Annotated in this window: 13 protein-coding genes, 1 tRNA gene and 1 other RNA gene; 8 read left to right on the forward strand and 7 right to left on the reverse strand. The window is 28.6% G+C overall.

The annotated features are described in order from the left end of the window. Nucleotides 1-96 precede the first annotated feature (96 nt). Complete coding sequence (locus BCHRO640_RS00245) at nucleotides 97-495, reverse strand: Z-ring associated ZapG family protein (protein ID WP_015344354.1); 399 nt, start codon at nucleotides 493-495, stop codon at nucleotides 97-99. A 528-nt stretch (nucleotides 496-1,023) separates the two neighbouring features. On the opposite strand from BCHRO640_RS00245, the gene rplM reads away from it, so the two are divergent. Next, nucleotides 1,024-1,458: a 50S ribosomal protein L13 gene (gene rplM / locus BCHRO640_RS00250; RefSeq protein ID WP_015344355.1), complete on the forward strand. Its 435-nt coding sequence runs from the start codon at nucleotides 1,024-1,026 to the stop codon at nucleotides 1,456-1,458. A gap of 27 nt (nucleotides 1,459-1,485) precedes the next feature. Further along, a complete protein-coding gene (gene rpsI / locus BCHRO640_RS00255) occupies nucleotides 1,486-1,884 on the forward strand; it encodes a 30S ribosomal protein S9 (RefSeq protein WP_015344356.1) in 399 nt (132 codons plus the stop codon). 1,494 nt (nucleotides 1,885-3,378) lie between these two features. Here the strand turns inward: rpsI and dolP are convergent. Continuing rightward, nucleotides 3,379-3,969, reverse strand: a complete 591-nt coding sequence (gene dolP / locus BCHRO640_RS00260) for a division/outer membrane stress-associated lipid-binding lipoprotein (protein ID WP_015344357.1) — start codon at nucleotides 3,967-3,969, stop codon at nucleotides 3,379-3,381. 583 nt (nucleotides 3,970-4,552) lie between these two features. On the opposite strand from dolP, the gene rsmI reads away from it, so the two are divergent. The 3 genes from rsmI (at nucleotide 4,553) to BCHRO640_RS00270 (ending at nucleotide 7,052) form a co-directional block, all read left to right on the forward strand. Beyond that, nucleotides 4,553-5,422: a 16S rRNA (cytidine(1402)-2'-O)-methyltransferase gene (rsmI, locus tag BCHRO640_RS00265; RefSeq protein WP_015344358.1), complete on the forward strand. Its 870-nt coding sequence runs from the start codon at nucleotides 4,553-4,555 to the stop codon at nucleotides 5,420-5,422. Between the two features lie 50 nt (nucleotides 5,423-5,472). Further along, nucleotides 5,473-5,877: RNase P RNA component class A (gene rnpB / locus BCHRO640_RS03300), an RNA gene on the forward strand. A 608-nt stretch (nucleotides 5,878-6,485) separates the two neighbouring features. Then, nucleotides 6,486-7,052 (forward strand): DedA family protein, encoded by a 567-nt coding sequence (locus tag BCHRO640_RS00270; protein ID WP_015344359.1) that lies wholly within the window; start codon nucleotides 6,486-6,488, stop codon nucleotides 7,050-7,052. Nucleotides 7,053-7,222: 170 nt separating this feature from the next. Here BCHRO640_RS00270 and BCHRO640_RS00280 read toward each other — a convergent pair. From BCHRO640_RS00280 to rpsU, 4 genes are all read right to left on the reverse strand, one after another. Further along, nucleotides 7,223-7,297: transfer RNA gene (locus BCHRO640_RS00280), tRNA-Ile, on the reverse strand. 326 nt (nucleotides 7,298-7,623) lie between these two features. Then, nucleotides 7,624-9,459, reverse strand: coding sequence for an RNA polymerase sigma factor RpoD (gene rpoD, locus BCHRO640_RS00285; RefSeq protein ID WP_015344360.1), 1,836 nt, complete (start codon nucleotides 9,457-9,459; stop codon nucleotides 7,624-7,626). Nucleotides 9,460-9,632: 173 nt separating this feature from the next. Continuing rightward, nucleotides 9,633-11,378 carry a DNA primase gene (dnaG, locus tag BCHRO640_RS00290; RefSeq protein ID WP_015344361.1) on the reverse strand — a complete coding sequence of 582 codons (1,746 nt, stop codon included), beginning with the start codon at nucleotides 11,376-11,378 and terminating at the stop codon, nucleotides 9,633-9,635. 159 nt (nucleotides 11,379-11,537) lie between these two features. Beyond that, nucleotides 11,538-11,753 (reverse strand): 30S ribosomal protein S21, encoded by a 216-nt coding sequence (rpsU, locus tag BCHRO640_RS00295; protein ID WP_011282611.1) that lies wholly within the window; start codon nucleotides 11,751-11,753, stop codon nucleotides 11,538-11,540. Nucleotides 11,754-11,915: 162 nt separating this feature from the next. On the opposite strand from rpsU, the gene tsaD reads away from it, so the two are divergent. After that, nucleotides 11,916-12,941 (forward strand): tRNA (adenosine(37)-N6)-threonylcarbamoyltransferase complex transferase subunit TsaD, encoded by a 1,026-nt coding sequence (gene tsaD / locus BCHRO640_RS00300; RefSeq protein WP_015344362.1) that lies wholly within the window; start codon nucleotides 11,916-11,918, stop codon nucleotides 12,939-12,941. A gap of 24 nt (nucleotides 12,942-12,965) precedes the next feature. Here tsaD and plsY read toward each other — a convergent pair whose 3' ends face one another. Further along, nucleotides 12,966-13,553: a glycerol-3-phosphate 1-O-acyltransferase PlsY gene (gene plsY / locus BCHRO640_RS00305; protein WP_015344363.1), complete on the reverse strand. Its 588-nt coding sequence runs from the start codon at nucleotides 13,551-13,553 to the stop codon at nucleotides 12,966-12,968. Between the two features lie 119 nt (nucleotides 13,554-13,672). On the opposite strand from plsY, the gene BCHRO640_RS00310 reads away from it, so the two are divergent. Together BCHRO640_RS00310 and uppP are read left to right on the forward strand one after the other, a co-directional pair. Further along, nucleotides 13,673-14,056, forward strand: a complete 384-nt coding sequence (locus BCHRO640_RS00310; protein WP_041567577.1) for a dihydroneopterin aldolase — start codon at nucleotides 13,673-13,675, stop codon at nucleotides 14,054-14,056. A gap of 95 nt (nucleotides 14,057-14,151) precedes the next feature. Continuing rightward, entirely contained in the window at nucleotides 14,152-15,036 is an 885-nt protein-coding gene (gene uppP, locus BCHRO640_RS00315; RefSeq protein ID WP_051015648.1) for an undecaprenyl-diphosphatase UppP, read from the forward strand. Nucleotides 15,037-15,218 lie beyond the last annotated feature (182 nt).

A 15,218-nucleotide genomic window follows, 5' to 3' on the forward strand; every position in this document is an offset into this window, starting at 1 on the left:
GACAGATGAATTGCTTATATTGCATATTATTACACTATGCACATAGTGTAATAAGACATCGAATAATTTATATAAACTAATAAAAGTTGCCTTATATTATTCATTATCATGATTTTTTATTGTATTTTCCGTATTACTGGAATAATCTAACGGCGCTTCTATTGGTAATTGTTCGTTTTTTATAGTTGTTTTTTTTGTATTAAATGCGTGTATATTATCTTGTATATGTGTATTTGGTAAAAAAAAATTAGCGCTTCTTTTGACGTTATGAGATAAGTGACGGTAATCATCTTCTATTTTGTTCAATAATTTTATAGTGTAAATAAAGTGATTACTTAATTCCTTTTGGTATTCATTTAGTTTAACTTTTTTATCTTGTAATTCATTATATAAAGTTTTTTGATTATTTAGTAAATAGCGTGCTTTATAATACATTATAAATGCTCCTATAATAATTCCAATTATTAAGCTTACTAATATACATATCCATATCATGATAATACTCCTAAATTATTTTATTTATGTGTTCATTTTTGTATGTTAACTGATTGATATATAATTTTTGCATATGTTGATATGTTATCGGTATAATAGTTCAAGTGGTAAGTATCCAATCATCTATTAGCTACGATATACGTTGTATAGTATAATTTTATTCTACTTAATTTTCTTTATCAATAAGTATTCGTATAGAATGCTATGAAGTAAGTAAATAGATAGAGGTTTTAGTAATATTTTTTTAAAATAAATATTTGAATAATTTTAAAAATGAAATAATGCTAAAACGTCTCTTAATTATATCAATTATTTGCTTTAATTGATATATATATATTTTAGACTAAAAATATTGTATGAAGTAAATACTAACGTATACTTGTTTTAGGTTCAAAGATGTTGGAGACATTTGATTTTAATAGCAGCACGCTGTGCCCTACAGCAATCAGGTATCTTATTTTATATTTATTAATTACTTTATATTTAGTTAATATGATTGAATTTTTATATTGAGTTGGGTTTATCTTTATGAAAACTTTTATGGCAAAATCACATGTAATTAAGAAAAAATGGTATATTATTGATGCTAAGCATAAAATACTTGGTCGTTTATCTACCGTGATTTCTAGATATTTAATTGGTAAGCATAAAATAGAATATGCTCCTCATGTCGACATTGGAGATTATGTTATTGTGTTAAACGCAAAAGAGGTATCTGTAAGTGGCAATAAACGTGATGATAAAATATATTATCATCATACTGGATATATTGGAGGTATTAAGCAATTAAATTTTAAAAGGATGATAAATAGATATCCTGAAAAGGTGATTGAAATTGCAGTAAAGGGTATGTTACCTAAAGGCCCCTTAGGACGCATGATGTATTGTAGACTTAGAGTGTATTCAGGAAATGTACATGCGCATGCTGCTCAAGAACCTCAATTTATAGATATAGATTGTTAATGAATAAAAAGAGATGGAAAATAAAGTATGAATTTAAATCAATATTATGGTACTGGACGAAGAAAAACTGCTTCTGCTCGCGTGTTTATTAAGTCTGGGATAAGTAATGGAAGAGTTATTATAAATAAACGTACATTAGATCAATATTTTCCTAGAAACAATACACAGTCAATCATTATTAAGCCTTTGAAAATTACTAATTTATTAGATAAATTAGATATATATATTACTGTAAAAGGAGGAGGTATATCTGGTCAGGCTGGAGCGATATGTCATGGCATGACACGTGCATTATTGCAGTATGACGAGAAATTACGGGGTGTATTGCGATCAGTTGGGTTAGTTACTAGGGACTCTAGAGAAGTAGAAAGAAAAAAGGTGGGTTTACGTAAAGCACGCAGGCGGCCTCAGTTTTCTAAGCGTTAATACTTTTATTGTAAAATATGTATTAATTGGTATTAGCTCAAAAATTATATATAAAATTATTATCAAGAATAAAAAATTATAGTAAGTATTAGATGTAATTAATCGACAGGTGCGATTGATAATTAAATTGAATATATGCACATTTCAGCGTATTGAGCAAGTATTAATTATAATTGGTAGATGTGTATTTCTTAGAGAAGATTAGAAATCTATTTTTATTTTTTATTTATTACTGTTAGGATTGTAGATCGCATTTAAAGATAGGCATAATATCCGAGATTTAACTAACCACTTTTTTTTGGGAGAGATTTTTATTTTTTCGTGTTAATTATAAAAGTAGTTAGTTAAATCTCGGATATTATGCTTTTTTGATGTTTATTTGAGAATAATTTTAAATGATTAGTAACAAGAGTATGTTTATCACAGGAGATAAACATACTCTTGTTATGATTATAATTGTTGTTTATATATAATTTTTATTATTTGAGTATATTATATAATTTATAATGGTTTTTGTTTTAATAGTGGATGCATGGTAATCATGTGATTTTAATTGATACAACAAGTAACTATTGTTCGTTCTGTTCATACAGATGAAATTATTTTTGATATAACAGTATACGATGTTTTTTAGTGAAAATTAGAATTAGTTTAATTTAAATGTAAGGAGAAAACGTATTCTTATCATAAAAGATGTGATTTACATAATTTATGGAGGAATCTCAATAATCTTAATTATATTTATTTAATTGATGTATAGGGTGATGTTATTACCATTTTTAATGGTATTGTTAATTTTTGTTTAATTAATTAGATGAATTTTATTCATCTAATATGAGTTTATGTATTTGTTACCGTTGATTATATAGTAGCTGTATGTAAGTGTTGTATTAATTGATATTTAGGCAGTGAGAGTTTATCCATAGTGCATTGTTTTAACTGTTATTAGTTTAATAAATTTAATAAGTGTATCCTTATTCCATAAGGACATTATTTTTTTGTAAATTGGATATTTTATTATATTTTTTAAAATGTATTCTTCTTAAGAATTGATTATGGGTGTAAATGAAAGCACAATATAAAATTCAAAAGATTTAAAGCTTATCGGTAAGAGTATCGATAAGTTGTATATTTGTAAGTGCATTTAAAATAAAGCAAACTTATAGATGTGTACATTAAGTATATTAATTAATTTTTTTGTGTAGTATGTGCTGCAATTAAGGTCATTTTATAATTTTATCTCTGAGTTTTAGCGAACAATAGCCATTATTAAATATAGTAGGAATTAAAATGTTATTTTAGTATGTAGTATTGAATGAGAATAAAGTAAAAGGTGGCTAAAAATTAGGTTTAAAACGAATCTCTAATAAGAGATCATGAAAATAAATGTTTTAATAATATTTGTGAGCGTTGTCTACGTGTAGGCTCATGTAAAAAGTTTTAAGGATGTGATAGTAGATAGTATAATGTACGATCTTATAATTACGCTAAATTTTAAGAAGTATAGGAAAAAGCAGTAAATACATTTTTTACTCCGTCTATTGCATGTGCTATTTTTGCGGCGCATTTACTTTCTTCATGAGTAACTTGTCCCAAAAGAAATACTTCTTTGTTCTCTGTAATTATTTTAATATTGGAGGTATGTATATTACTTTTTATAAAGAAATTTAAGCGTATTTGGGTACTAATCCAAATATCTGTAAGAATAGATTGTATGCATATTGGTTTATCTTGACGAATTGCATTATAAATGTTTTTTGTTCCATTAATTTTCATTACTGTTTTTATAGCTTCTTCAGCGCAAGACATAGAATGAGTTTGTCCAGTCAATAACACATTGCCTTGGTATACAGCATTTTTTATTCTTGTTGATTTTTTAATGTGTTTGTTTTTTTTAAGAGCATAAGCAATATGATTTTCTAAGATATTATCATCTAATTGAGTGCCTATAGTACGAGGATCATTCCATGCTGTAGTTATAAATGCTGCAGTCCCAATAGCTAACATACCTGAACAACAAGCTTGTAACATTAATATAGAAAATAAAATTAATAATGCCTGTGATATATGACATGAATATTTCATGTGCACGCATTCATGTATTCGAAACCGAAAAATATAATACTAATGTTGGTTTTTAGTAGATTGATGAGTAGATTTATTTTAAATACACTATTTTGAGATGTAAAGCTAGCAATAGTAATTATGTCATAGACATAGTATAATATAATCATTAAAGTATATGTAAAAGTTATAATATATTTTTAAAATTTATTTTAAATATTTAATCATACTTACAATTTGTTTTCAGAGTATACCACATGAATAGAGGATTTTGTTGAAAAATTATGTTATAATTAAAAATTGTTGTTATTTAATGTTGTCAAATACATTAAAAGTATATTTTGAGAGCTGCACACTAGAAATATATTAGAATTTTTTAAAAAAAATAAGATTAATTCATTAAATTTAATATTATTTATCCGGCATATTTGTAGTGTAATTTAGTTGCAATAGATAATGGGTTGAGTTATTTATGTTTTTATAAAAATTCCGTATTAGAATGATAAATTAGTATGTTGAAGCTTTTAATAAAGAATGTGTAAATATTTTTTGTTTATTTGATAAGTATGAGATCTATTGTAGTAGATATTGATATGTGAAGAATATGCCGCCATCAATACCTAATTTTGTATCTGCGTTGTATATAGTGCCGACTCCTATTGGAAATTTACAAGATATTACGTATCGGGCTTTATCAGTGTTACGTCAAGTAGACTGTATTGCAGCAGAGGATACACGTCGTACTCGTATATTGTTAGATTTTTTTTCTATTCATACATCTTTATATATATTACATCAGCACAATGAATACAAAAGAATACCAATATTAATTTCAAAACTACAAAGAGGATTGAGTATCGCTTTGGTTTCCGATGCGGGTACTCCATTGATTAATGATCCAGGATATTGTTTAGTGCAATCTTGTCAGAAATTAAAAATTCGAGTTATTCCTTTGCCTGGTCCATGTGCTGCTATTACTGCATTGTGTGGATCTGGTTTACCATCGGATCGTTTTTGTTTTGAAGGATTTTTACCACATAAACATAAATTACGCATAGATCGTTTACGAGATTTATCAGAAGAATCACGTACGTTAATTTTTTATGATGTAAAACATCGTATAATAGATACTTTAAAAGACATGGTTAGTGTTTTTGGGTTAGATCGTTATGTTGTGTTAGCTCGAGAATTAACTAAAATATGGGAATCTATTTATGGAGCTCCCGTTGGTCAATTATTATCTTGGGTACAAAAAGATCATTTCCGGATTCAAGGTGAAATAGTTTTAGTTGTAGCAGGAAATTGTTTGAAAAAGAATGAATTGTCCCCAAAAATACTTCAGGTCATGCGATTATTAGCATCTGAATTACCTGTAAAAAGAGCTGCAATTTTAGCAGGATACATATATGGTGTGCAAAAGAATATGCTTTATAAGCAGTATATAGATGAAAAATTAAATAAAATTAATGATTAGATGTTATTGATTGATGACATAGTATAGAAAGAATGGTTATAATATTTTGAGGAGTTAACTAGACAATCGCTGCTTTTTTGTGTTTACAAGTGATTATATAGTTGTTGTAATTACAAATGAAGGGGAGGAAAGTCCGGGCTCCAAAGGACAGAGTGCCAGGTAACACCTGGGGGATATTAATCTACGACAAGTGCAACAGAAAGAAAACCGCCGATAATTATTTATAATATGTTATAGAAAATAATATGGGTAAGGGTGAAAAGGTGTGGTAAGAGCACACCATCCGAATTGGTAACAATTCGCGTTATGTAAACTCCACTCGGAGCAAGGCTAAATAGAAGTTCAATAGTATGGTCCGTACTGAACTTGGGTAAGCTGCTGAAACTAGTGTGTGAATGCTAGTTTAGATGAATGATTGTCCGAGACAGAACCCGGCTTATCGGTTAACTCCTTTTAAAAAATTTTGAATATAATCATCGTGTATGCTGTTGTTATTATTTCATAATGCAGGATATTTTTAGTATTGTATATTTAAATAATGTTTCTTCAGGAAAGATTATCTAAATTGTATTTAGATAGTAATCAAAATCGCATTTAATAATTTGTAAGTTGTTGATCATAATATATTATGAGAAATGGTCGTTGTTTTAGAATAGATATGTTTTTTACATATTGTAATTTAATTTTTTAAAGATTTAATTAGTAGTTGGAATACATATTTTTAAACTAAATTTAATAAAAATAAAATAATAGTAGTCTTTGTCAAAAGACGTTATGATATAAGAAGATATAAATAGATATCAACATGATATGCTGATATGTTTTATAAAAAATTATAGATTGGTTGTTTTTATAACTATTTTTCCGAAAAAAATTGAGAATTATAGTAATTAATTAGAAATTATTTATTTTGAAATGGAATCAAAGTGTTATTTTAGATTTTAATGAGGTAGTATATTAACACTGTTAAAAGAAAAGTCATTTAATTAGGGTAAATTTGCTAATATAAATTATATTTATTTGAATAATTAAATATTTTGTGTGCTATGGAATTCAGTAAGTAATGAATATTTTAAAAGAATTACTAAACGTAGTTTTATGGCAAAACAATATTGTGTTTTTCCCTAATGTGAGATTAGCATTAGCTATTTATTCGTTAGCATTTCTTATTCTTTTTTTGGAAAATGCTATTATTCCAGCTGTTTTTTTGCCTGGAGATAGCTTGTTAGTGATATTAGGGGTATTAGTCGCAAAGGGCGTTTTAAACTTTACTATTACTTTAGGAATTTTAACAATAGCTGTAAGCTTAGGCAGTTGGATTAGTTATTTACAAGGTAAGTTTTTGGAGAATAATAAAATTTTAAAACGTTGGCTATCTCTGTTACCTAATAAATTTTATCAAAGAGCGAATTATATGATCCATAGACATGGATTGTCCGCTCTTTTTATTGGTCGTTTTATAGCATTTGTGCGAACCGTTTTACCTGTTATTGCAGGAATATCTGGGCTAAGTTCCTTTCGTTTTCAATTATTCAATTGGATCAGTTCGTTTTTGTGGGTGTTTGTATTTATTGTATTAGGTTTCTTTTTAGAACGATTAGAATTTTTTCATACATATTATAATATGTAATAAAAAACTAATTATTATCAATAATAAGAGAAATGTAGATTTTATATTTTTTGATAATAAAAATGACCATGTGTACCATTCTGATGTGTTTTTTGTTATTAAAAATAAAACGTTAGATTTTTGACTGAAGAATAAATGATTCTTTTTTAAACACTTTAAAATATAAGGAATGGCCCCTGCTGGATTTGAACCAGCGACCAAGCGATTATGAGTCGCCTGCTCTAACCAATCTGAGCTAAGGGGCCTGGATGACTATCAATATGGCATAAAGAGCGTTCACCATCATTATATTAATAATTTTACCTCATGTATATAATAACTTTATTTCATTCATTAAATAAAATATTATGTTACATACATAATATAATATTTTTTATTAATTTTAATTTTTGCTACACTGTGTGATTTTTATTTATTGATGTGTTTGATTATCATCATGTATATCATATTTTACAATAAAAAAATTGTTATTTTTGATGTTATGTGTTGAATAATGTATTTATAAAACTATATACATACAGTATTATGATTATAAAGAAACGAGTAATCATACTTTTTAGATGATATTTACTTAATCATCCAAAAAACTTCGCAATATTTCAGATCGACTAGGATGACGTAGTTTTCTTAAAGCTTTCGCCTCTATTTGACGAATACGTTCACGGGTTACATCAAATTGTTTACCCACCTCTTCTAGAGTATGATCAGTATTCATATCAATACCAAACCGCATACGCAATACTTTAGCTTCTCTTGGAGTCAATCCAGAAAGTATATCATGAGTAGCAGTACGTAAATTATCTGAAGTTGCTGAATCTAAAGGTAAATCATGATTAGTATCTTCAATAAAATCCCCAAGATGAGAATCTTCATCATCTCCTACAGGAGTTTCCATAGAAATAGGTTCTTTAGAAATTTTTAACACTTTTCTAATTTTATCTTCTGACATAAGCATACGCTCTGCTAGTTCTTCTGGCGTTGGTTCATGTCCTATTTCTTGTAGCATTTGTCGAGAAACTCGATTAAGTTTATTAATAGTTTCTATCATATGGACTGGGATTCGGATAGTACGTGCTTGATCGGCTATCGATCTAGTAATTGCTTGACGAATCCACCAAGTAGCGTAAGTGGAAAATTTATAACCACGACGATACTCAAATTTATCTACGGCTTTCATTAAACCAATATTACCTTCTTGTATTAAATCTAAAAATTGTAATCCTCTATTTGTATATTTTTTAGCAATAGATATAACTAAACGAAGATTAGCTTCAACCATTTCTTTTTTAGCTCTTCGAGCTTTAGCTTCTCCAATAGACATACGACGGTTAATATCTTTCACTTGTTCTATTGTTAGTCCTGTTTCTTTTTCAATTTGATGTAATTTTGATAAACTATTCTGCACATCTTCATCAACTTTATATAATTTTTCTGACCATGATGTGCGCATAGATAAAGCTGTATTAAACCATGTTTTATTCGTTTGGTTTCCTGAAAATAACGCTATGAAATTTTTTTTTGGCATTTTACTAATCTCGACACATAATTTCATAATTAAGCGTTCTTGTTTACGTACTCGTTCCATCATAGAGCGCATATTATTAACTAAATAATCAAATTGTTTTGGAACTAATCTAAATTGTTTAAATATTTCAGAGAGTTTTAAAATTTCTTTTGATGATTTAATGTGATTTCGTCCATTATATTTAATTGTTTTACGTGTTATATCATACTGATTACGTAGTGCTGTAAATTTTACATAGGCTATTTCTGGATCAATGTTATTTTCATCATTATTTTCTTCTTCATCGTCATCAGATATTGATTCAGTTGTAACTTCAGCAGTTATGTGATTGATGTTTGTGTGTATTGATATATTTTCATTTATATCAGGATCTACAAAACCCGTAATTAAATCTGAAAGGCGTGTTTCACCGGTTTCCACGCGTTTATATTGTTCTAAAAGATAAGTAATTGCTTCTGGATATTCAGAAACTGAACATTGTACTTGATTTATTCCGTCTTCAATTCTTTTAGCAATATCTATTTCACCTTCTCGTGTTAATAATTCTACAGTACCCATTTCTCGCATATACATTCGTACTGGATCAGTTGTCCTGCCTAACTCTGAGTCAACGTTAGTCAATGCTTGCACAGCTGCTTCTGTTGCATCTTCCTCATCATTAGTAGAATGAGTGTTTTCGATTAATAAAAACTCGTCGGAATTAGGGGCTTCTTCTATGACTTGAATACCCATATCATTCATCATTTGGATTATATTTTCGATTTGACCAGGATCCACGATGTCTTCTGGCAAATGATCATTAACTTCAGAAAAAGTTAAGTATCCTTGTTCTTTCCCGAGTGTGACGAGCAACTTAAGTTGTGATTGTGGGTTATGTTCCATAAAATACTCCCACGTTTCAAAATAATATTTATATTTAAAAGTTTAATAGTGGTGTAATGTCCCATCTATCGATAATATGTAGTAAATGATTACAAAAATAATTTCATTCAGGAGGTATCTTCATGATTGTTTTCATTAGTGACATTAAATCCAAAGAGTTTGTAATTTTTATATTAATGTTTCGATAATGTTTGATTTATTAACCATAATTCTTGACGTTCTTGCGTTGTTAGACCAGATGTACGATCACGAGCAATAAGTAGCTCTTGGCGTTTTTCAAGAGTCAGATTATATAATTTGGTCAAAGCATCAACAAAAGTAGTCTCTATCATATCATTTGTAATTAAATGATTCCAATATGCTAGTGATTCAAGTTTTGAAAAAAATTTATTTCCACGATAATGCTCTAATAATTGCGCAGAAGTTGATATTGGATATGTTTTACATATTTGAATTAAATCAATAAACATTACAATATCATTCTGTTTCAATTGTTCTAATCCTTGTGTACTTGGTACTAATTTAGAAAGTCGTGGATTTTGTATTAATAATCCTACCAGTATGTGTCCTATGTTGTTGTTTACATAACATCTGTTTATTTTATTAGTGTATGTAACAGGGTTTCTTGTTAGCAATTGATTTAATTTATTATCATCTAAAATCCCTATTTTATTGCCTAATTGTTGCAGTAAACATAATTTCAGTGTTTGCCCTGGAATTTTTTTAAGTATAGGTAATATCAGACTACTTAATTTAACTCGACCTGATAATGTTTGTAAATTTGTTTTTTTTGATAATGTTTCAAATAAAAAATTTGATAAATCTTGTGTTTGAGTTAACCTTTTTAAAAAGTTGTCTTTTCCTATTTTACGTATTAATGTATCTGGATCTTCTCCATGAGGCAAAAATGCGAAATGTATTTGACGTTCATCAGTAAGATACGGAAGGGCAGTATTTAATGTACGCCAAGCAGCTTTTTTACCAGCATAATCGCCATCATAACAACAAATGATTTGATCAGTAATACTATACAACAATCGAATATGATTATCAGTAGTAGATGTTCCTAAAGCAGCAACTGCATAATTAATACCAAATTGTGTTAACGTGACAACATCAATATAACCTTCTACCAAAAGTATGCAAGAGAGATTTCTGTGTTTCATACGCGCTTCATATAAGCCATATAAATGTTGACTTTTTTTAAAAATTTCGGTATCTGGTGAGTTTAAATACTTGGGTATTTTGTTTTGAGTAATAACACGACCTCCGAATGCTACAATTCTTCCTGCTATATCTCGTATAGGAAACATCAATCGGTCACGAAAGCGATCATATTTATATTTTTTTGTATTACTACTAATTAACATACCTGATTGGTCAAGTAGTTTTTGATCGTATAATGTAAGACCAAATTTTTGTATTATATTATTCCATCTGGGTGGAGCAAATCCAATATTGAAATCATCAATAGTTTTGGTATTTAATCCACGATTTTTCAAATATTTGTAAGCGTATAAATATTTTTCTTGGGTTAAGATATTTTTATAGTATGCGCATAATTTATTCATTAACTGATATAAGTTATTTTTTAGATAATTATTGCGCTTACAAACATTTAGATTTTTTTCTATTGAGATTCCGTGCATGATCGATAGTTCTTTGATAGCTTCAAGAAATGTAAGTCGATCATAATGCATCAAAAAATCTATCACATTTCCATGTGATCCACAGCTGAAGCAATAATAGAACTGTTTTTCGATATTAACAGTAAATGATGGATGTTTTTCAGTATGAAATGGACAACAGGCTAAAAAATTCTTTCCTTGTTTTTTTAAAGGAACGCGTTGACTAATTAAATCAACAATATTAGTACGTGATATCAATTCATTAATTACTGTATTTGGGATTCGGGTAATTGTCTCACCTTAGCTCATGTTATTGAGAACAGATAACATAATTATTATCATCATGGATGGTTGAATGTCATATATGTAGGTAAATGTGTCCTGGTATTTTATAATTAGAAAAATAATTTTTATTGTTTAATTTTTGCACATGAAAAACCACGAGCTTCTTTAATATAAGCGAATACGTCTTAAATTTTCTCGAGATAGTTTTTTTATATGACGTTTAATAGCCGATGCTTTGGCTCGTTTACGTTCTGTAGTTGGTTTTTCATAAAATTCTCTACGACGTACTTCAGATAAAATTCCTGATTTTTCACAAGATCTTTTAAAACGACGTAACGCTACATCAAATGATTCGTTTTCACGCACTTTAATTATTGGCATATATCTGTCTCTATTATTTAATATTTTGATTGAGGATTATTGTTATTTTATTTATATAAATAACTATATTTTTACTACTTTGTAATATAGCATTAAATATTATGACATGAAATATAAATAGTATGAGTATTTTGTAATTGTCAATTAAATATGGAGTATTATATGCGTGTTTTAGGTATTGAAACTTCATGTGATGAAACAGGTGTAGCAATTTATGATCAACATAAAGGGTTATTAGTTAATGAAGTATATAGTCAAAGTGAATTGCATGCTGATTATGGCGGGGTTGTTCCTGAATTAGCTGCTCGTGATCATGTACGAAAAATAGTTCCTTTAATTTCATGTACACTAAATCGAGCGCGTTTAGAACCAAAAAATATTGATGGAATAGCGTACACTGCTGGACCTGGATTGATGGGTGCCTTATTGGTCGGAGCAACTGTTGCTAGGACACTTGCGTATGCTTGGAAAATACCCGCTATTGATATTCATCATATGGAAGCTCATTTATTAGCGCCAATGTTAGAAAAAAAAGTTCCTACTTTTCCATTTATAGCATTATTAGTATCTGGCGGACACACTCAACTTGTGTCTGCAAGCAATATAGGGGAATATAAAATATTAGGAGAATCTATTGATGATGCTGTTGGAGAAGTGTTTGATAAGATTGCTATATTGTTAGGATTAAAATATCCTGGAGGAGCTTTATTATCAAAAATGGCTCAGAAGGGTATTTCGAAGCGTTATGTATTTCCTCGCCCTATGATTGATCGTCCCGGTTTGAATTTTAGTTTTTCTGGTTTAAAAACTTGTACGGTAAATACTATTATGTCAAATTCTCATGATGCTCAAAATTGTGCTGATATTGCACGTGCGTTTGAAGATGCAATTATTGAAACATTAGCAATCAAATGTCGTCGTGCCTTAAATCAAACTGGATTAAAATGTTTAGTGATATCTGGAGGTGTTAGCGCTAACTATGCGTTAAGGTCGTATCTTTTGAAGATGATGTATACCTTACAAGGAAGCTTGTTTTATCCTAGACCGGAGTTTTGTACAGATAATGGCGCAATGGTGGCTTACGCTGGATTAATTAGACTAAAGGCTGGATTATTTAGTGATTTACCAATTTTAGTAAGACCACGCTGGTCATTAGAAGATCTTCCACGAATAAAGCAATCATTATAATTTGCGTGTTAGTAATATTTTATGTTAATTACGCCAAATACGGTTTTCTTTGTGATGCCATAATCGTTTAATATTAGCTGCATGCTTTATTACAACTAAAGAAGATATTATGATAGCTGGCAGTAAATATTGAGATTGAAAATGCCAAGCATAACAAGGTATAATGAACGCAGTAACGATAGCTCCTAGCGAGGAATAACCAAAAGATAGCACAGTCAACGCCCAGGAACTGATCATAACCATGGAAAGATGCAGGTCTATGGTTGTAAGGGCTCCAAATGCGGTAGCTACACCTTTTCCTCCATAAAATTTAAAAAATATGGGGTACATGTGTCCCAGGCAGGAAAAAACAGCCGTAGCTCCTAAAAAAATAGGTGAAATTTTTAAATGATATCCAAACCACATTGGGATTGCTCCTTTTAATACATCAAACAGAATTACACTAATTGCAATTTTAAGACCTGCGATGCGTAAAATATTAGTAGCACCAGGATTTTTAGATCCAAAATTTCTTGGGTCTGGAAAACGTAATATTTTGCATATTAAAATAGCGCTAGATATTGACCCTAAAAAATAAGCAAATATCGTTATTAGAATAGAAAAAAAAATCATAATAATTAATTTATTGATATTTAATAGCAATTATTGCATATATTTTACATATATATGTGTGTATATTAAATAGTCAATATCATTTAAATAAATAATTTTTATGTAATTGAATATAATATATGATGGATATCTTATTTATCGATCGACTGACAGTAATGGCGTATATCGGTATAAATGATTGGGAAAAAAATTGTTTGCAAAAATTAATTTTTGATTTGCAATTGTCATGTAATACTGAATTTTTTAAAGATCATCAAAGTATAGTGTCTTATATTGATTATACTCATGTAAATCAAGTCATACTTAGTTTAGTGAGCCAGAAACATTTTTACTTAATAGAAGATGTTGCTAATTTAATAGCAAATACATTGATAGAAAAATTTTGTATTTACTGGGTTCGTGTAAAAGTGAATAAACCTGGTGCAATTCATAATGCTTGTAATGTTGGTATATGTGTTGAACGAAAGAATAAAACACTTCTCAAGTCTTTAAAAAAGAGTTAGTTTGTTGAAAAGTGTATGGATGTATCTGTAAGATAAGAAAAATTTTTAAATAAGTATAATTATTTCTATATACCATGAGTAACGTGGTGATGCATATGTCAATGATTTATATTACGTTAAATATTATAGTCTACGTTATTGATGTTAGATCATTAATATTAGATGTACGTAGATTAGTTTTTTCATTGGTTTTGGGGATAGTAGAAGGTTTAACAGAATTTCTTCCTATTTCTTCAACAGGGCACATGATATTAGTAGAAAATATTTTAAATTGCATGGATGATTCAGTCATAGCTTTTACTGTAATTATTCAATTAGGTGCTATTTTGTCTATAACAAAAATTTTTTGGAGTCAATTATATGGTATGAGTATGATTTGTATAAAAAAAATATTTTTTAAACAACATGATGATCATAATCATTTATGTATTCGGCATATATTTTTAGGAACGTTTCCAGGAATAATGTTAGGTATGATTTTTTATGAAAAAATTGGTTTGATTTTTGAGTTAACATATATTATGTATGGATTGATAATTGGAGGGATTTTTTTATTAGTTGGAGAATTATGTGCATCTAAAGAACCACGTGTATCACGTATCAATAATATAACTTATTTGCAAGCTTTTTTAATTGGGTGTTTTCAATGTTTAGCTTTTTGGCCGGGATTTTCTCGTGCTGGTGCTACTATCGGAGGTGGATTAGTAGTTGGGCTTGATCGGCGTATATCATCAGAGTTTTCATTTTTTTTAGCGGTGCCTATTATATTTGGTTCTGCGGTATTAACCTTATATCATTATAGATCTTGTATTGGTCTCATGGATGCTTTGTTATTGATAGCGGGTAGTGCTACAGCATTTTTTATAGCATTATTTACTGTAAGATATTTTTTGAAAATAGTTCAAAATGTTTCTTTAATTCCTTTTGCTATATATCGATTTTTATTGGCAGGAGGTATTTATTGGGGGTTAATGACATGATTTACATTAATGTGTTTGATAAAAATTTAAAATTATTAGATATTTGTATTGGTTAATGCGGTTTGTGTTGAGTATTAAAGAATAGAATTATTGTTATAATGGTAACTATTGTTGTGATTTATATAAAAACATTATTTTTGTATGTAAATTTAATACCATTAAAAGTGCCGCTATATGTGTTT

Origin of the sequence: Candidatus Blochmanniella chromaiodes str. 640 (assembly GCF_000331065.1) — a bacterium.
In the GTDB taxonomy this organism is placed as follows: domain Bacteria; phylum Pseudomonadota; class Gammaproteobacteria; order Enterobacterales; family Enterobacteriaceae; genus Blochmanniella; species Blochmanniella pennsylvanica.